At 70.7% G+C, this 16906-nt stretch carries 17 protein-coding genes; 4 read left to right on the top strand and 13 right to left on the bottom strand.

Annotated features, from left to right (window positions below; genetic code table 11):
* Nucleotides 1-14 precede the first annotated feature (14 nt).
* The 7 genes from FKR81_RS20250 to FKR81_RS20220 all read right to left on the bottom strand — a co-directional run bounded on the left by FKR81_RS20250 (nucleotide 15) and on the right by FKR81_RS20220 (nucleotide 6944).
* Entirely contained in the window at nucleotides 15-1046 is a 1032-nt protein-coding gene (locus tag FKR81_RS20250) for a ketoacyl-ACP synthase III family protein (protein WP_146353668.1), read from the bottom strand.
* Between the two features lie 3 nt (nucleotides 1047-1049).
* Nucleotides 1050-1244 (bottom strand): ferredoxin, encoded by a 195-nt coding sequence (locus FKR81_RS20245; protein ID WP_146353667.1) that lies wholly within the window; start codon nucleotides 1242-1244, stop codon nucleotides 1050-1052.
* 11 nt (nucleotides 1245-1255) lie between these two features.
* On the bottom strand, nucleotides 1256-2434 hold the full coding sequence (locus tag FKR81_RS20240) for a cytochrome P450 (RefSeq protein WP_235921654.1): 1179 nt from the start codon (nucleotides 2432-2434) through the stop codon (nucleotides 1256-1258).
* A 189-nt stretch (nucleotides 2435-2623) separates the two neighbouring features.
* Complete coding sequence (locus tag FKR81_RS20235) at nucleotides 2624-4024, bottom strand: acyl-CoA carboxylase subunit beta (RefSeq protein ID WP_146353665.1); 1401 nt, start codon at nucleotides 4022-4024, stop codon at nucleotides 2624-2626.
* A gap of 252 nt (nucleotides 4025-4276) precedes the next feature.
* Nucleotides 4277-5317 carry an SPFH domain-containing protein gene (locus FKR81_RS20230; RefSeq protein ID WP_146353664.1) on the bottom strand — a complete coding sequence of 347 codons (1041 nt, stop codon included), beginning with the start codon at nucleotides 5315-5317 and terminating at the stop codon, nucleotides 4277-4279.
* Nucleotides 5318-5320: 3 nt separating this feature from the next.
* A complete protein-coding gene (locus FKR81_RS20225) occupies nucleotides 5321-5752 on the bottom strand; it encodes an NfeD family protein (RefSeq protein WP_146353663.1) in 432 nt (143 codons plus the stop codon).
* 91 nt (nucleotides 5753-5843) lie between these two features.
* The gene (locus tag FKR81_RS20220; RefSeq protein ID WP_146353662.1) at nucleotides 5844-6944 is read right to left on the bottom strand and encodes an LLM class flavin-dependent oxidoreductase; all 1101 of its coding nucleotides are present in this window, start codon (nucleotides 6942-6944) and stop codon (nucleotides 5844-5846) included.
* 125 nt (nucleotides 6945-7069) lie between these two features.
* Here FKR81_RS20220 and FKR81_RS20215 point away from each other — a divergent pair, with 125 nt between their 5' ends.
* The 4 genes from FKR81_RS20215 (at nucleotide 7070) to FKR81_RS20200 (ending at nucleotide 10992) form a co-directional block, all read left to right on the top strand.
* Complete coding sequence (locus FKR81_RS20215) at nucleotides 7070-8800, top strand: FAD/NAD(P)-binding protein (RefSeq protein WP_146353661.1); 1731 nt, start codon at nucleotides 7070-7072, stop codon at nucleotides 8798-8800.
* A gap of 185 nt (nucleotides 8801-8985) precedes the next feature.
* Nucleotides 8986-9525, top strand: a complete 540-nt coding sequence (locus tag FKR81_RS20210) for a GNAT family N-acetyltransferase (RefSeq protein WP_235921653.1) — start codon at nucleotides 8986-8988, stop codon at nucleotides 9523-9525.
* Between the two features lie 88 nt (nucleotides 9526-9613).
* Complete coding sequence (locus FKR81_RS20205; RefSeq protein WP_146353660.1) at nucleotides 9614-10153, top strand: SRPBCC domain-containing protein; 540 nt, start codon at nucleotides 9614-9616, stop codon at nucleotides 10151-10153.
* Nucleotides 10154-10266: 113 nt separating this feature from the next.
* Nucleotides 10267-10992, top strand: a complete 726-nt coding sequence (locus tag FKR81_RS20200) for a hypothetical protein (protein WP_146353659.1) — start codon at nucleotides 10267-10269, stop codon at nucleotides 10990-10992.
* 52 nt (nucleotides 10993-11044) lie between these two features.
* Here the strand turns inward: FKR81_RS20200 and FKR81_RS20195 are convergent, their stop codons facing one another.
* The 6 genes from FKR81_RS20195 to FKR81_RS20170 form a co-directional block, all read right to left on the bottom strand.
* Nucleotides 11045-11656, bottom strand: coding sequence for a DUF4360 domain-containing protein (locus FKR81_RS20195; protein ID WP_235921652.1), 612 nt, complete (start codon nucleotides 11654-11656; stop codon nucleotides 11045-11047).
* Between the two features lie 110 nt (nucleotides 11657-11766).
* Complete coding sequence (locus FKR81_RS20190; RefSeq protein WP_146353658.1) at nucleotides 11767-12930, bottom strand: alginate lyase family protein; 1164 nt, start codon at nucleotides 12928-12930, stop codon at nucleotides 11767-11769.
* 170 nt (nucleotides 12931-13100) lie between these two features.
* Nucleotides 13101-14198 carry an NAD(P)/FAD-dependent oxidoreductase gene (locus tag FKR81_RS20185; protein WP_146353657.1) on the bottom strand — a complete coding sequence of 366 codons (1098 nt, stop codon included), beginning with the start codon at nucleotides 14196-14198 and terminating at the stop codon, nucleotides 13101-13103.
* Nucleotides 14199-14285: 87 nt separating this feature from the next.
* Nucleotides 14286-15437: an FAD-dependent oxidoreductase gene (locus FKR81_RS20180; RefSeq protein ID WP_146353656.1), complete on the bottom strand. Its 1152-nt coding sequence runs from the start codon at nucleotides 15435-15437 to the stop codon at nucleotides 14286-14288.
* A complete protein-coding gene (locus FKR81_RS20175) occupies nucleotides 15430-15714 on the bottom strand; it encodes a hypothetical protein (protein ID WP_146353655.1) in 285 nt (94 codons plus the stop codon). Before FKR81_RS20175 ends, FKR81_RS20180 begins: the two co-directional genes overlap by 8 nt.
* Nucleotides 15707-16906 (bottom strand): flavin-containing monooxygenase, encoded by a 1200-nt coding sequence (locus tag FKR81_RS20170; RefSeq protein ID WP_146353654.1) that lies wholly within the window; start codon nucleotides 16904-16906, stop codon nucleotides 15707-15709. Before FKR81_RS20170 ends, FKR81_RS20175 begins: the two co-directional genes overlap by 8 nt.

Genomic DNA, 16906 nt, shown 5'->3' with positions numbered 1-16906 from the left:
TGTCGCGGGCGGGCTCATGCCACCCATGGCGGTGTGTCGAGCACCTCGATCACCGCGCAGGACCAGCTGAAGCCGGCGCCGACGCCGACGAGCAGGCACGTGCTGCCGGGACCGGCGGCCCCGGTGGTGACGAGGTGGTCGAAGCCGGCGAACTGGTCGCCCGCCCCGAGGTGTCCGACCGTGCGGCTCCACGGCCAGGTCGAGCGCTCGGGGTCGATGTCGAACTGGCTGAAGTAACCGGCCGCGAGCCGCCGGTATCCCAGGTGCGGCAACACGAACCAGTCGATGTCGGCGAGGTCGAGCCCAGCGTCGGCCAGTGCCTGCCTGATCGCCTCCCGCTGCCCGGAGACGAGGTGGGTCAGCGCGAAGGACTTGCCCGCCTCACCGAGGAACTCGTCCTTGCACGCCTCCAGGTCGACCCGGTCGCGGTGGGCGAACGGAACCGGTCCGAACGGGACGGTGCCCCGGTGCATGCCTTCCAGCTCCGGCCTGGACACCGTCGCGAGGCTCCGCACCCTGGCGAACCCCCGCCGCCGGGACAGCACCAGTGCGGTGCCGCCGTCGGCGTAGACGGTGCCGGGATCACTGCGCCAGCGGTCGAAACCGGGCGCGCAGAACCAGTCGCCTGACGTCAGCAGGGCGGCGGTGCGGGACGGATCGGCCCGCAGGTACGCCGTCGCCAGCTCCATCGCGGCCATGCCGCCGTTCGACACCTGGCGGATCTCCATCGCCGGGCAGTGGTTGCCGACGGCCACCCGCTGGACGTACGACGCGGGTGCCCACAGTTCCTGGCCCTGGTAGTAGATCGACGCGTGCAGCACGAGATCGATCTCGGCCGGTGCGGTCCCCGCCCGTTCGAGCGCGGTCCGCGCGGCCGTCGCGGCCAGCTCCGGACCGGACTCCTTCTCGGACACGGTCACCGACGCCACCCGCATGGCACGGGCAGGCGACTCCTCGCAGAGGCCCTCGGCGATCGCCTGGTCCACGCTCATCGCGGGCGGCAGGTGCGTCGCCGTGCCCGCGACGTACATCTCCTCGGCGCTCACGGCTCAGCCGGACGTGCGCAACGCGCCGACCGGGCAGATCCGCACCGCCTGGCCCGCCCGGGTTTCCTCACCCGCGGGCACGTCTCCGGTGAACCGCACCACCAGCTCACCGTCGTCGTCGATCTGGAACAGCCGGGGCGCGACGTCCTCGCAGAGCCCGTGTCCCTCACAGCGATCGCGGTCGACGATCATCCTCATCGTTCGTCCCCTCACGCCTTGAGAGCGGCGGGCAGCGCCGAGATCGCGCGGATGGTGTTGTGCACCCGGTACTCCGGCTCGCCGACCTCGATCGTCTCCGCCTTCGTCGCCAGCGCGGTCAGCAGCGCGTGGCCCTCCAGCCGGGCGAGCCCCTGTCCGATGCAGCCGTGGATGCCGTGGCCGAAGCCGACGTGGCTGTTCGCGTTGGCGCGCTTGACGTCGAACTCGTCGGGCGAGTCCCAGTGCCGTTCGTCGCGGTTGGCCGATCCGTACAGCAGCACCACGCGCGCTCCGGCTGGCAGCACGGTCCCGCCCAGGTCCCGCTCGCGGGTCAGCACCCGTGACAGCGCCCGGATCGGCGTCTCCAGCCGGATGACCTCGTTGAGCACGTTGGGAATCAGCGAGTGGTCCGCGCGAACCGCCTGCCACTGCTCGGGATGACGCCCGAGGAAGAGCATCGCGCTCGTCAGCGCGGAGACCGTGGTGTCGAGCGACGGGACGAGGTAGTCGCCGATCAGCGCGGGCAGCAGCTGCTTGCTCACGGTGCCCTGCTGGGCGGCCTCGACCAGGTCGGCTCCCCAGCTGCCCGCGCGCAACCTGCCCGGCTGCACGATGTCCGCCATGAAGGCCCACATCCCCGCCAGCACGGGGATGTCGGCCAGCGCCCGCTCGTTCATCGGGCCGAGCGCGTTGAACCCGGCGGACGCCCACGCGAGGAACTGGTCCCTGCCATCGGACGGCCAGCCGAGCAGGTCGGGCACCACCGACAGCGGGAACAGCTGGGCGAAGTCGACGACGGCGTCGAAGGAGCCGCGCTCGAGCAGGTGGTCGACGAGCTCGTCTGCAAGTCGCTGGAAGTCGTCGCGGTGCTCGCGCAAAGCCCTGGGGGTCAAGGGTTTGCCCATCACCCGACGCACGTGGTCGTGGTAGGGCGGGTCGCTGACCAGCGCGCTGCCCTTCATCTTCTGGTTGAGCTGCTCGTTGAGCGCGACGCCGGAGCCGGACGAGAAGGCCTCGTGGTCGTGCAGCGCGTCGTACACGTCCTGGTAGCGGGCCACGACGAACACCTGGTACTGCTCCAGCCAGACGGCAGGTCCGAGATCCCTCAGGTGCCGGTACGTCTCGTAGGGCGACCGGATCACTTCCTCTGACCACAGGTCGATGTCGGAACTGGTGAACGCGAGCGTCACGGCGGATTGCTCCTCACGGCGGCGACTCTTCATGGCGGCAGACAGCACTGAGGACACACTTCGCCCAGTGCTGGGAAGTTCGTGGTTCGGGGTGTCAGACGAGCCGATCGGCTCGGATCCCGGGAAATGGGCACAACTCTGCCGCTTCACCAAAGCGTGGCACGGAACGGCGAGCCTGTCAAAGCCCCTTCACAGCGGGATGTTGGTGTGGCGCCCGCGTTCGGCGGGCGCGGCCGCCAGTGCGGCCGCGAGCCGGTGCCGGGTGGTCGCCGGTGCGATCACCTCGTCGACAGCGCCGATCGCGATGGCTTTCTTGACGCCACCGGCGACTTCCAGCTGTTCGGCGACCAGGCGGGCGCGCAGCTCGGCGCGTGCGTGCTCGGGTGCGGCGGCGAGTTTCTTGCGGTGCAGGATGCCCACGGCCGCGTCGGCACCCATCACCGCGACCTCCGCGTCCGGCCAGGCGAACACGGTGGTCGCGCCCAGCGAACGGGAGTTCATGGCGATGTACGCGCCGCCGTAGGACTTGCGCGTCACCAGAGTCACCCGTGGTACAACGGATTCGGCGAACGCGTGCAGGAGCTTGGCACCGCGGCGGATGACGCCCGTCCACTCCTGCGTGACGCCGGGCAGGTAGCCGGGCACGTCCACGAGCACGACGAGGGGGATTCCGAACGAGTCGCACATCCGCACGAACCGCGCGGCCTTCTCGGCCGCCAGGGAGTCCAGGCAGCCGCCCTTGCGCAACGGGTTGTTGGCGATCATCCCCACCGTGCGGCCCGCCAGCCTGCCGAGGCCGATGACGATGTTGGCCGCCCAGTTCGGTTGCAGCTCCTGGAACTCGTCGACCATCCGGTGCACCAGCGGGTGCACGTCGTACGCGCGGTTGGCCGCCTCGGGGAGCAGAGCGGACAGGTCCTCGCCGACCTCGCCGACGTGCTGGAACCGGCCCTGTCGTCCACAGAGGACAGCGAGGTGTCTCGCGGCCAGGAACGCGGCCTGCTCCGTGTCCACGACCACGTGCGCCACACCGGACTTGCGGCCGTGCGCCTCGCCGCCGCCGAGCTCCTCCATGTCGACCTGTTCACCGGTGACGGCGCGCACCACGTCCGGACCGGTGACGAACATCCGGCCGGACCTGGACATGATCACGATGTCGGTGAGCGCGGGGCCGTACGCGGCCGCGCCCGCCGCGGGGCCGACCACGACCGAGAGCTGGGGGATCCGGCCCGACGCGCGGGTCATGGCCGCGAACATCCGGCCGACGCCGTCCATCGACTCGACGCCCTCGGCCAGCGCGGCGCCGCCGGAGTGCCAGACGCCGATCACGGGACAGCTGTCCCGCACGGCGGTGTCGATGCCATCGACGATCCGCATCGCCTCGGCGTAACCGACCGCACCGCCCATGGACGACCCGTCCGTGCAGTAGGCGATGACGCTCGTGCCGTCGATGCGTCCGCGCACCACCTGAACGCGGCTGCCGTCGTCCGCGAACAGCGGCTCCCCCGAGCCGTCGTCCAGCAACTGCCCCAGCCGCACGTGCGGTGCACGATGATCGGACTTCGCGGCCGGCACAATGGTCTGCGGCATGATTCCCCCTGGAAGCAGTAATCCGGCGACGGCGAAAAGCCTACGCAAGTCAGGCGGTTGCCCGAGTGGTGGCCAATGCCGGTCAGACCGGTTTCCAGGGTCGGTCGGTGTGGTCCTGAGCTGGGATTACCGTGATTCAGTCGGGATAGGCCGACGTGATCGGTGAGAATGTTCTCGACGTGGATCGATGATTGTTCTGTAGGAAACTTGACGTTCTGGATGCGACATTCCCGGATGCTCTCGGCGAGCCGGTCACGTCGTTGCCGGGTCCTTGCCGGGGAACGGCGCGGATCCTCCGAGCGGCCGGACGTCCGCGGCGTCCGCGACCGCTTCCGCGGCGGCTTCGGCCGCCTGTGCCGCGTCCTCGGCGGCCTGCGCGGCGACCTCGTCCGAGTCGCTCGGCCTCGCCGCGCTGGACCGGGGCAGCACCTCGGAGAAGGCGCGCGACACGTCGTGCAGCGCGGTGGTGAACTCGCTGGGGATCACCCAGAACGTGTTGCCGGGACCCTGCGCGAGCTGCGGCAGCATCTGCAGGTACTGGTAGGCGAGCAGCTTCGGGTCCGGGTCGTTGCGGTGCACGGCCTGGAACACCTGGTCGATCGCGCGGGACTGGCCCTCGGCCTTGAGGATCGTGGCGGCCCGGTTGCCTTCGGCGCGCAGCACGGCGGCCTGCTTGTCGCCTTCGGCGGTGAGGATCTGCGACTGCCGCTGGCCTTCGGCGGTCAGGATCGCGGCCCGCTTGTCCCGCTCGGCCCGCATCTGCTTCTCCATCGCGTCCTTGATGGTCTTCGGCGGGTCGATCGCCTTGATCTCCACCCGGTTGACCCGCAGCCCCCACTTGCCGGTCGCGTCGTCCAGCACGCCGCGCAGCTGGCTGTTGATGGTGTCGCGCGAGGTGAGCGTGCGCTCGAGGTCCATGGAACCGACGACGTTGCGCAGGGTGGTGACCGTCAGCTGCTCGACCGCCTGCAGGTAGCTGGCGATCTCGTACGCGGCCGCACGGGGGTCGGTCACCTGGAAGTACAGGACGGTGTCGATCTCGACCACCAGGTTGTCCTCGGTGATCACCGGCTGCGGCTGGAACGAGACGACCTGCTCGCGCAGGTCGATGGCCGGGTAGACCCGGTCGATGTAGGGGATGACGAAGCTGAGGCCCGGTTTCAACGTGCGCTGGTACCGGCCGAGCCGTTCGACGTTGCGGGCGCGGGCCTGCGGCACGATGCGCACCGAGCGGTACACGGTGAACACCACGAACAGCGCGAACACGAATGCGGCGAGCATCAAGGCTGACATGGCTCACTCCCGTGGGTAGACAACGGCGATGCTGCCGTTGATCTGCAGCACGTCGACGGTGGCGCCCGCCGGGATCACGATCGAGTCGTCGTAGGCGCGAGCCGACCACTCCTCGCCCCCGATGCGCACCAGCCCCGCGTGACCGCTGACTTCTTGGAGGACGTGAGCGGAGCTCCCCACCAGCGCGTCGATCCCGAAGCGCTCGAGCCGAGGCTCCAGCATGGCTCGGTGCGCCCACGGCCGGACGAGGACGACACCGGCCGCCGAGACGACGGCGAACGCGATGAGCTGACCCGCCACCGGCACGCCGATCGCGGCCGTCCCCGCGGTGACCAGCGCGGCCACGGCGAACAGGCCGAGCACGGCGGTGAGCGTGAGGATCTCGGCGATGGCGAGCACCAGCGCCACGACGAGCCAGATCAGCCAGGGATCCATGCGACCCTCCTGTACCGGCAACGGTACGCCTCAGGTGCGCGATGTCTCCCTCGTTCGGCGTGCTGAGTTCGCCTCTCGTCCTCGGCCGCGGTCAGGCGGCCGCGCGGTCCCGCTCGGCCACTTCCTCGCGCACGATCGGGATCACGTACCGGCCGAAGTCGATGGCGTCGTTCAGCAGGTCGTAGCCGCGGGCGGAGAGGATCTCCACGCCGAGGTCGTAGTAGTCGAGCAACGCCTGCGCGACGGTTTCCGGGGTACCGACGAGCGCGTTGGAGTTGCCGGCGCCTCCGGTCGCCTTCGCGGTGGGTGTCCACAGTGCACGGTCGAAGCGCTCTCCCCGCTCGGCCACCGCGAGCAGGCGCTGGGAACCGGCGTTCTGCGGGTTCGTCAGCGAATGGCGCCGGGTGAGCGGGCTCGCGCCTCCGCCGGTCCTCGCGGTGATCGCGTCCAGGGTGCGGTGCGCCTTCTCCCACGCCAGTTCCTCGGTCGGCGCGATGATCGGCCGGAACGCGACCTGGATCTTCGGCACGTCCGTGCGGCCCGCGGCCTTCGCCGCCGCCTTCACCGACTCGATCTGCTCGGCGGTCTGCGCGAGCGGCTCGCCCCACAGGCAGAAGATGTCGGCCTCCGCACCACCCGCGTGGTACGCCGCCGGCGACGAACCGCCGAACGACACGCGTGGACGTGGTTGCTGCACCGGGAAGACGTCGCTGACGAAGTCCGCGAACCGGTAGTGCTCACCCTCGTGGTCGAACGGCTCGCGGGTCGTCCAGATCTTCTTGACGACCTGGATGTACTCCTGCGTGCGCGAGTAGCGGTCGTCCTTGGTGAGGTAGTCGCCTTCGCGTTGCTGCTCGTGGTCGCTGCCGCCGGTGATGAAGTGCACGGTCAGCCTGCCGTCGCTGATGTGGTCCAGCGTGGCGAAGGTCTTGGCGGCGTAGGTGGGGTAGGAGACGTTCGGCCGGTGTGCCAGCAGGATCTGCAGCTTGTCCAGCCGGCTCGCCAGGTGGGCGGCGGCGGGCGCGGGGTCCGGTGAGCCGGAGCCGTAGGCGAAGAGCACCCGGTCCCAGCCGTGCTCCTCGTGCGCGCGGGCGAGCCGGATCGTGTAGTCCTTGTCGAACGATCCGCCCGTGCGCGGCGTCGTTTCCGATCCGTTGTTGGTCGCGGCGATACCAAGGAACTCAACGGGCACGATGACCCCCCGGTCGTGTCGGCAGTCGAGAACCGAGTCGACCAGTGTCGCGGCTGCTCGTCAACGGGCGTCCACTCCTCGGAATGCCTTGACCTGTCAGGTGATCGCGTGCGTGGCTCGACGTCATGAGCGTGACGTTGGTAGTCATCGGCGGCGGACCGCGCGCCGCGGGTCTGCTCGAGCGGATCGGTGCGAACGCCGAACTGCTCGGTGACCGACGGGTCGTGGTGCACGTGATCGACCCGTTCCCCGCGGGCGCCGGACGGGTGTGGCGGCGCGAGCAGTCCCCGCTGCTGTGGATGAACTCGATGGCCGAGGACGTCACGATGTTCACCGACGAGAGCGTGGTGTGCGAAGGGCCGATCCGGCCGGGGCCGTCGCTCGCCGAGTGGTCGGGCGTCGAGCCGACTTCGTTCCCCACCAGGCAGGTGCAGAGCGAGTACCTCTCCTGGTTCTTCGACTCGGCCGTGGACTCCTTGCCGGACACCATGTCGGTGCGGGTGCACCGGACGCGGGCCGTCCGCCTCGCGGGCAGGCGCGTCTGCCTGGAGAGCGGTGAGGCGCTGACGGCCGACGTGGTGGTGCTCGCGCTCGGGCACCTCGACGCCGACGAGCTTCCCGAGCACCGGAAACTGGCGGAGCACGCCGCCGCGCACGGGCTGTGCTACCTGCCGCCCGCGTACACAGCGGATGTCGACCTGTCCGGGATTCCCGCGCGCCGTGACGTCGTGGTGCGCGGCTTCGGACTCGCGTTCGTCGACCTGATGGTGCTGCTCACCGAAGGCCGCGGCGGGAAGTTCGTTCACGTAGGGGGAGAACTGCGGTACGAGCCGTCCGGGAACGAGCCGCGCCTGCACGTCGGTTCGCGGCGCGGTGTGCCGTACCACGCCAAGACCGGCTACCGGCTGCAGGGAGAAGTGCCTCGGCTGCCGAGGTTCTTCGCGGCGACGACCGTCGACGAGCTGCTGGCCCGCGGGGCGTCGGACTTCCGCGCGGACGTGTGGCCGTTGCTGGCCAAGGAGATCGCGTGGGGGCACTACTTCGAGCTGTTCACCGGACACCCCGGCCGGGTCGCCGTCGGCCTCGCCGAGTTCGACGCCGAGTTCACCCGACATGACTGGTACAGCGAGGACATGCGGGCGTTGATCGAGCGTGCCGTGCCGGATCCCGCCGACCGCATCGACCTCGAACGCCTCGACCGTCCGATCGACGGGCTCGAGTTCGCGTCCGGTGAGGAGTTCCAGGACCACCTGCGCGACTACGTCACGGCGGACGTGCGGCGCCGCTCGGATCCGGCGCACAGCGCGGACCTGGGCGCGTTCATGGCACTGCTGTCGGTGTACGGGCAGCTGCCCCGTCTCGGCGAGCTCGGCGACTGGTGGCACGGGTTCTTCAGCTACGTGGCGAGCGGCCCGCCACCGGTCCGGCTCGAACAGCTGCTCGCCTTGTCCCGTGCCGGAGTCGTGCGGTTCCTCGGTGCGGACATGTGGGTCGACGCCGTCGAAGGAGCCTTCCTGGCGGGCAGCAGCAGTTCGCCGGAGCTCGTGCGGGCTGCCGGGCTGGTCGAGGCGCGGTTGCCCACGCACAGCCTCACCCGCACCGCGGATCCGGTGCTGCGCGGACTGCACGCGACCGGTGAGGTGACCGAAGGACCCGGTGGCCTGGTCCGGGTGTCGCCGGACGGCAGGCTGATCGGCGAGAACGGCCAGGAGCACCGGCACCGGTTCGCGCTCGGGCCCTACACGACGGGACGCGCGTACGCGGCGTTCGCCCGGCCCCGCACGAACGCTCCGGCGTTCCGGCAGAACGACGCGACGGCCCGAGAGGTTCTGCGCACGCTGCGATCTGCCGGCTGAGCACCGTTGTCAACCGTGTTCATCAAGTGGACGCAACGGAAGCGCTCTTGCGGCCGTTCTCCGCAGGTGCCTACCTTGAGTCGCGGAACGGCCGCGGCGACGCACGTCGTGCACGGGTACCTCGTCGAGTCGAACGGTGGAGTGCGGGTGCGCGAAGAGCTTTCCGAGCCGGACCGTCGAGCGGGGTGACCACAGTGGACACCGTGGTGCGCCGAACCCGTGCCGACGCACCGGAGGTCGCGGTGATGCTGGCGGAGCTGACCCGCGAGTACGCGAGCCGCTACGGCGACGAGGTGGCGCACGCGGAGATGACGCGCCACCACGATGACGAGTTCGCCCCACCGCACGGATCCCTGCTGCTCCTGATGCGCGCGGGCGGGGCGGTCGCCGGTGGGGCGCTGCGCCGCTGCGACGAGCGCACGGCCGAGCTGAAGCGGGTGTGGACGCACTCGGCGCACCGCCGACGCGGCCTCGCGCGTCAGGTCGTCGCAGCGCTGGAGAACGAGGCGGTCCGCCTCGGGTACCGCCGCCTGCGCCTGACGACGGGACCACGCCAGCCGGAAGCCCGATCCCTGTACCTGGCCACGGGGTACACGCCGCTGTTCGACGTGCACGCCGACCCGCTCGACATCGGGTTGCTGGCGTTCGAGAAGGCCCTGGACACGCGGCCCGCGCTCACCAGCGGGGTGCTGACCTACGTCGTGAAGCTCACCGCTTCGGGCTGAGCGAGATCACCCCTTTGACAGGCATCCCGACCTCAGGCAAAACGCGTATTGTCTTCACGTTCTGTCCTTCGAGGTACGGAGTGATCACGTGCGTTTCGCCGTCATCGCGGGCACCACCGCCGCGGCTCTGCTGGCCGGCATGGCCCCCGCATCGGCCGATCCGAACCTGGAGCCGCGAGAGCCGTCGAGCCGGTCGCTGGTGTACCGGGTGGAGACCTCGATCGCGGCCGAGCCCGCGCGGATCTGGCAGCTCCTGGTCGACCTGCCGGGCTACGAGAGCTGGAACCCGTGGGTCGTGCAGGCGCAGGGCCGCGCCGAACCGGGTGCCGAGGTGCGGGTGAAGGTGGTGCTGGGCAAGCACACCATGGCCGCTCAGCACGTCGTGCTGAAGGTCGACGCGGAGAAGCGGTTCTGCTGGAAGGACGCCGGGTGGAACGCGTGGTTCGTCTACGGGCAGCGCTGCCGCACGCTGACGGCACAGGGCGACGGCACGGTCCTGGTGAAGAACGAGCTGCTGCTCGACGGGCTGCTGTCCGGTGCGGCGGGTCTGGCCATGGGGCAGGCGATGCGCAACGGCATGGCGGCCGAGAACGCGGCGCTGAAGCAGCACGCCGAGGTCGTCAGGTGAGGGGCAGGTCTCCGGTCAGGCCCGCGTAACGCGGCGGCCGGGCGGCGCGATTGCAGCGGTGATCTCCAACGGGAGGCGCGGTGCTGGTTCGCGGGCGAAGAACGAGATGGGCGTTGCTGTCGATCGTCACCGGGCTGGTGCTCGGTGTGCTCAGCTTGAACCTGACGTCGTTCGACTTCATGTGGAATGCGTTCGGCGTGCCCCGCGACCTGCGTGCGGCGCAGAGCACCGGGCTCGGGATCCTGTTCCTGTGCACGGGTTTCCTGCTGGCGCTGTACTTCCAGCAGGAGGACTTCCGGATGGGAGTGCTCGCCGCGCAGCAGGCGGAGATGGCGCGGGTGCTCGCCTCGTGGCCCGCGGTGGACGTGTTCCGCTACCAGACGGGCGAAGAGGCGATGACGTCGCTCACGGCGCGCATCGCGGACGCGCGTACGGTGATCAACACGAGGATCGCGTCACCCAAGCTGACCATGGCCGTGCGGCACGGGCCGAACTCGCCGTGGGACCTCGCGGTCCGGCGCGCGGTGGCTGAAGGCCTGACGTTCCGGGAGGTGGTGAGCACCAACCACGCTGACCTCGCGCGGGATCGGTCTCGTGGCGTGGTGCCGGGCGGGCACGGGGTGTACGAGGCCGTCGTCATCCGGAACGCGACGCCGGTGTTCATGAACTTCACGATCTTCGAGTACCGGGACGGGACCAAGGAGATGTGGTTCGGCTGGGCCGCGTCGCGGACCTCGGGGTTCGAGGCGACGGTCGTCAGGACCGCGGAGGCCAGGATCGTCGCGTTGTTCGAGCACTGGCACGCCGACCTCTTCTCGTCCGGTCAGCCGGTGAAGTAGGTCCTCGCGCGCGAGCTGCGCGAGGACCTGCTTCACGCCGCACCTGGAAGGGTCAGCAGGGCTTCGTCGTGAAGTCGTACTTCGCGCGGACGGCGCCGTTGCTCTCCGCCGCCAGGATGAAGCTCCGCTGGGTCCGGTCCGAGGTGCCGAGGTTGACCCGCAGCTCCGCGTTGATGTTGAGGTTGCGGTTCTCACCGCACGGGGAGTAGACGATCTCCGAGGGGCGCGGCCGGTAGGTCGACTGCCAGTCGTCGCTCATCGGGCCGCTGAACGGGTAGTTCAGGTACGTCGTGGACGACATGCCCTGGAAGTAGAAGTTGATCCGGTGCAACGCCGTCGCGCCCGCTTCGAGGTGGGCGAAGCCGTTGTAGGAGGACCGGGCGAGGCCGTAGGTGTAGCCCTCGGGCAGGCTCACCCGGATGTTCAGCTGGCAGTTCTTCCTGAAGTCGGTGGGACGCGCTCCGCCGCCTGCCTGGGCGAAGAAGGCGCTGTAGGAGACGCTGAACGTTCTGCCTCTGGTCGTGACCTCCGACGTGCCCGCGGGGCAACCGGAGCCGTTGACGGTCACCACCTCGACCCGCACCGGCGGAGCGGCCGGGTCGGCATCGTCCGTTGCGTCGACAGGAGCCAGCGCCGAAAGGGCCATGAGTGTTGCCGCTGCCATTGTCAGCATGAGGAACCTCTCTGGATCCGTGCTCTGTGACGGCGGCAGCATCAGACGCTATCGGGCGCGCCCGTGAAGAAAACCCGCCGGACAGCCGATCCGGTGAGGTGTCAAGGGCTGCCTGCGTGGGTAAGCGTTTCCCAGGCGTAGAAGTAGCTCGCCCCGGCCGGTCGCTTGCTCTCGGTGTAGCGCTGGGACGTGTCCATCTCCAGACCGAGCCGGTTGCGGTAGTGGTTGACGACCACCTCGGTGGTGGCGGCGAGGCCGCGGCTGACCTTGCCACCGCACAGCCAGGACGGGACCGCGGCGCCCTGTTCGTACCGCACGTGGAAGTACGAGGCCTTCGTCATCCGGTCCTGCGCCTCGCGGTACAGGTTCACGCCCTGGTGCCACGCCGTCTCGGCGACGTGCGCCATCGCCTCGAGGCCCCACCCCGTGTGCCCGAAGTCGCGGCAGGTCTCCTGGGCCAGCCCGTCGACGAACCGGCTCTGGCCCTGCCAGTAGTCGACGATCTCGGCCTGCGTGTCCTTCGACGGGCAGGTGGACGGCGCCTTCGGCCGTGAGCCGTCGGAGGCGAGGTAGACGTAGCCGGGCACCCGGCCGCGCCAGATCCCGATCGCCTTGTCGAACGCGGCGCGGTCGTCGAGGAACACGGCGATCCCCACGGCCGCGTCCATCATGATGAGCTCCCAGTTGCCGTTGGTGCAGCCGCCGCCGTCGCGGATCTCGGGCAGGTAGACCTCGCGCAGCACCTTGGCGAATCGGCCCGCCTGCGGCCAGCTGGTGTACGTGTGCTTGATGATCTCGGCCGCCCTGGCGAAGGAGGCGCCGGCCCAGCCGGTCTGCAGCCGGGCGTTGTGGTTCGTGTGGTCCTTGATCACCGCGGACCAGGCGTCCATCAGCTGGATCGCCTTCTTCGCGTGCCGGTCGTCCTTCGTGATGTACCAGAGCAACGACTGCGTGTACGCGGCGAGCGCGTCCTCTCGTTCGTCGCTGCACCCGTTGTTGGGGTTGGAGGCCGGGCCGCATTCGACGACCGCGCGCGGTTTCGGTGTCCGGCTCAGCGACGCGTATGCGCTGGCGCGCATGGAGTCGTATGCGGACTTCCACGGCTGGAGACCGGCGTTCACCCTGGTGCGGGCCGCGTCGAGCTGGGCGCGGCTGACGAGCACGCCGGGATGGGCGAAGGCGGCGGGTGCGGCGGTGGCCGGAGTGCTCACGAGTCCGGCCGCGAGCACGCCTGCGAGCACGAGGTGAAGCCGGAACTTGCGCATGTCGGATCTCCTCGGGGTAGAGATGCAGGGGGTCTTACCGCGAGAGTCATCCGACCATAGAGGATCGGACACGAATGGACAACGCGTCCAGACCATTGCGACACATGCTCACAAACGTTCTCAGTCAAGGGAAATGCGCGCAACGTCGGCGCGGGGGCCGACCGCTCCCATCACGCTGACATCGGATGTCTCGTCATCGAGTGCCGGGTGTCGGGGAACGAGCCGTCGCCGAAGAGGACGCGGGCCGCGGCGGCGCGTCCGAGCGGCGTGCGCAGCACACTGAACGCGGCCTCGGTCGCGGCTGGTTCCTTCGCCCACGAAAGGACATCGCGCAGCAGGAGCCGGATGCGGAACCGGGCGCGCAGCGCGGCGCCGTCGTAGTGCCGCAGCACGGAGGCGTCACCGGTGCGCAGGTAGTCGCCGGTGACGGCGGCCGCGAGCTCGGACATCCGGAGGCACGGGTCGAGCCCGCCCGCGGTCAGCGGTGACACCGCGCCCGCCGCGTCGCCGACGAGCAGGCCCTCGGTGCACACGATGCGGCGCAGGACGCCGCCGACGGGGATCGGCCCGCCGCGACGGCGGATCGGCCCGGCGGGCGACGGCACGCCGGGGAACCGGTCGGCGAACGACCGCAGCAGCCGGGGGAGCGGCGCGGTGAGCCGGTCCGGCCGTCCGGCCAGGCCGACGTGCGCGTGCTGCCCGTCGTCGACGACCCAGGCGAGGTAACCGGGTGCGAGCCGCGGATCCAGCACGCAGTGGAACGTCGGCGCCGAGGTGCTCGTGCCGACCGGGAACACCTCTTCTACGCCGATGATCAGACGCTGGTTGACGTCGAGCCCGAGCCTGCGCGCGACCGTCGACCGGGCTCCGTCGGCACCGATGGTGAACCGAGCCCTGATGTCGTTCGACGGGTACGAGACGCCGAGGCGCACCCGCACACCGGCCCGCCTCGCCTGGGACAGCGCGTGCGCGTAGATGCCCGCCATGTCGGCGACGCGGTACTCGTCGCGCGAGCTGACGAGCTCCACCGGTGCGCGCAGCGACGGCGGATGGAGCAGGACGCGACGCACCGCGGGTCCGAGCAGGTCGTCGGGCAACGCGAAGTCCTCCAGCGTTCGCCGCACGAAGATGCCCGTGGTCCGGATGCCGATGTCGAGGTTGGTGCGGCGTTCGCACACGAGCACGTCGAAGCCCCGCAGCGCGAGCAGGCGCGCTGCGTGCAGGCCGGCGAGCCCGGCGCCGACGACGAGGACGTCCACGGTTTCCATGTCCCGCCGAAGGTAGCGCCGCCGATCCGGTCGAAGTGCTGTCGCCACAACACCTCCACCAGACCTCCACAGGTCCTCCACACGTCGTCAGCCCGGTGTGGCCGCGACGGGAAGTGGCAGCGCGGCAAGGGCTTCGACCTCGTCGGCCATCGCGGCGTTGAGCTGGAGCAGCAGACCGGCGATCTCGTCCTCGCTCCAGCGGTGCCCGGCGATCACGTCCATGACGTCGAACAGCGCGGTGGACAGGGCGTCGCGGGTCGCCTGGTAGCCGGCGAGCGCGTCCCGCTCGTCCGCGCCGTCGACGACCTCGGCGACGGCGCGGGCCAGCAGCTCGGCGTCGCGCAACGCGTCGGTCAGCCCGTGCGCGCTGAGCGGGTCCTTGAAGTAGCCCGCGTCGCCCACCAGCGCCCAGCCCCGGCCCCACGACCGCCGGACGTGGCCGGGCGCCCCGGTGAACGTGCGCAGCGCGGACGGTGCGGTCGCATCGGCCAGCCGGACGCTCAGATCGGGTGCCGACTCGGCGACGATCCGGGTGAGGGGCGCCAGCCCGCCCCGGCCGATGCGGCGGGGCGACGCGCTGGTGTACACGCAGGCCTGGCCGTCGTTGGTCGGCACGACGCCGGACGCCGCGTCGGGGCGGAAGTTCCACTCGTAGCCGTCGGTCTCCAGGCCTGACCAGTACCCGTAGGTGACGGCGGCGACGGAGCCGCCGACGCGCTCGAACGGGGCGCCGACGCGGTCGGCGACGGTGGAGCGGATCCCGTCCGCGCCGATGACGATGCGCGCCCGCGCGTGGAACGCACCGCCGTCGCGGGACCGGCCCTTGACGCCGGTGACGTGGCCGCGACCGTCGCGCTCGACGTCCGCGACCGCGACGCCGAACCGCACGTCGGCGCCCGCGGCGGCGGCCGCGTCGACGAGGATCGGGTCGAGCACCGTGCGCCGCGGCGCGTACAGGGCGTCGACGCCGAAGGAGGGCTTGATCGTGATCGGCACGGTCGTCCCCGCGTAGCGGAACGTCGTGCGGCGCACGGGGGGCGTACCCGCGGCGACGACCTGGTCGAGCAGTCCCCACCGGGACAGCTGCAGCACGCCACCGCGCATCAGCGCGTGCGTCGACAGGGTGTCGGTGCCGTAGCTCCCGCGGTCGACGAGCAGCACGCGCAGTCCGGCGCGGGCGAGCAGGAAGGCGGTGGCGGCGCCCGCGGCGCGGGCGCCGACGACTACTGCGTCATGCATGGGCGTGTCTCCCGGTGATGTGGTCGGCGACGAATGCCGCGTCGCGGCCGACTCCGCCGATGAAGTTCGAGCTGGTGATGTGGTCGGCGACGAATGCCGCGTCGCGGCCGACTCCGCCGATGAAGTTCGAGCTGGTGATGTGGTCGGCGACGAATGCCGCGTCGCGGCCGACTCCGCCGATGAAGTTCGAGCTGCGGTGGTGCTGGTAGCGCTGACCGAGCGGGAAGGCGGTGGTGGCGCCTGCGGCGCGGGCGCCGACGACTACTGCGTCATGCATGGGCGTGTCTCCCGGTGATGTGGTCGGCGACGAATGCTGCGTCGCGGCCGACTCCGCCGATGAAGTTCGAGCTGCGGTGGTGCTGGAAGCGCTGACCGAGCACGTAGAGGCCCGGTGCGGGCGTGCGGCCGCGGTGCTGGCGGATCTCGCCGTGGCGGTCGAGCACCGGGATCCGCAGCCACGGGTGGGAACGGCGGTGTCCGGTGGCCCACAAGACGGTGCGGATGCCCGCGCGGCGCAGGTCGAGCTCGCTGATGACGCGGGCCGGGGTGGTGGTCCGGGTGCGCTCGGAGCTGCGGGTGCCCGCGTGCGCGTCGATCCTGTCGAGCAGCCGCCGCCAGCGCTGGTCGGCCGCGGCGATGGTCGAGGGCAGGTCGGGGGACAGGCGCACGCGGTGGCCGTCGGCGGCGAGCACCCGGCCCACCAGCTGAACTCCCTTGGCCTGCAACGTGGTCAGGTCGATCCGATCCACCCGCCCTGCCAGCTGCGGCGACGGCTCGCGCCGCGCCCGCACCGGGTCGGGCATCTCGTCGATCGTCCTGTCGAGCACGCCGAGGCGGGCGAGCCACCAGTAGATGTCCCTGCCGAGGTGGCTGCGCTCCATGCGGGTGTGGCTGCCGGCGGCGATCGTCACGTCACGCCCGGCGGACCGGAGCTCGTCGGCTAGCTGGACACCGGTCGCCGACGCCCCGACGACGAGGACACCGCCCGGCGGCAGCGAACGCGGGTTGCGGTACTCGGCAGGCGTGACCTGGTGCGCTGTCAGGGAACGGGCCAACGCCGGGATCGCGGGCCGGTCGCACCAGCCGGTGGCCATGACGACGTGCCGGGCGCGCCACGTCCCCGCGCCCGTGACGACCTCGAAGTCGTTGCCCCGCAGGCGAAGCCGCGACACGTCCGCGTGTTCCTCGACGGGTGCGGCGAACGACCGCGCGTACTCGGCGAGCTGGTCGGTGAACGCGGCCGCGGGGGCGAACCCGTCGGGGTCCGGCCCCGCGTACGGCCTGCCGGGCAGGCCGTTCATCCAGTTGGGCGTCAACAGGTGCAGCGAGTCCCACGAGCAGGTCCGCCAGCGCTGCCCGATGCCGCCGCGGTCGAGGACGACGTGGTCGTGACCGCGGTCGGTGAGGCACCGGCTGGCAGCGAGACCTGCCTGGCCTGCGCCGATGATGACCGTGTCGGTGGTGCGCAT

This window comes from Lentzea tibetensis, assembly GCF_007845675.1.
Lineage (GTDB): Bacteria > Actinomycetota > Actinomycetes > Mycobacteriales > Pseudonocardiaceae > Lentzea > Lentzea tibetensis.
The sequence above is the reverse complement of the archived record's forward strand: the minus strand, read 5'-3'. Positions and strand labels throughout refer to the sequence as shown.

What these genes read in the sequence shown, in the direction of transcription:
- FKR81_RS20190 (WP_146353658.1), bottom strand. Translation starts at nt 12,930, where the DNA reads ATGCGCAAGTTCCGGCTTCACCTCGTGCTCGCAGGCGTGCTCGCGGCC.
- FKR81_RS20225 (WP_146353663.1), bottom strand. Translation starts at nt 5,752, where the DNA reads ATGGATCCCTGGCTGATCTGGCTCGTCGTGGCGCTGGTGCTCGCCATC.
- FKR81_RS20215 (WP_146353661.1), top strand. Translation starts at nt 7,070, where the DNA reads ATGAGCGTGACGTTGGTAGTCATCGGCGGCGGACCGCGCGCCGCGGGT.
- FKR81_RS20235 (WP_146353665.1), bottom strand. Translation starts at nt 4,024, where the DNA reads ATGCCGCAGACCATTGTGCCGGCCGCGAAGTCCGATCATCGTGCACCG.
- FKR81_RS20175 (WP_146353655.1), bottom strand. Translation starts at nt 15,714, where the DNA reads ATGCATGACGCAGTAGTCGTCGGCGCCCGCGCCGCAGGCGCCACCACC.
- FKR81_RS20195 (WP_235921652.1), bottom strand. Translation starts at nt 11,656, where the DNA reads ATGGCAGCGGCAACACTCATGGCCCTTTCGGCGCTGGCTCCTGTCGAC.
- FKR81_RS20245 (WP_146353667.1), bottom strand. Translation starts at nt 1,244, where the DNA reads ATGAGGATGATCGTCGACCGCGATCGCTGTGAGGGACACGGGCTCTGC.
- FKR81_RS20185 (WP_146353657.1), bottom strand. Translation starts at nt 14,198, where the DNA reads ATGGAAACCGTGGACGTCCTCGTCGTCGGCGCCGGGCTCGCCGGCCTG.
- FKR81_RS20230 (WP_146353664.1), bottom strand. Translation starts at nt 5,317, where the DNA reads ATGTCAGCCTTGATGCTCGCCGCATTCGTGTTCGCGCTGTTCGTGGTG.
- FKR81_RS20180 (WP_146353656.1), bottom strand. Translation starts at nt 15,437, where the DNA reads ATGCATGACGCAGTAGTCGTCGGCGCCCGCGCCGCGGGCGCCGCCACC.
- FKR81_RS20170 (WP_146353654.1), bottom strand. Translation starts at nt 16,906, where the DNA reads ATGCGCACCACCGACACGGTCATCATCGGCGCAGGCCAGGCAGGTCTC.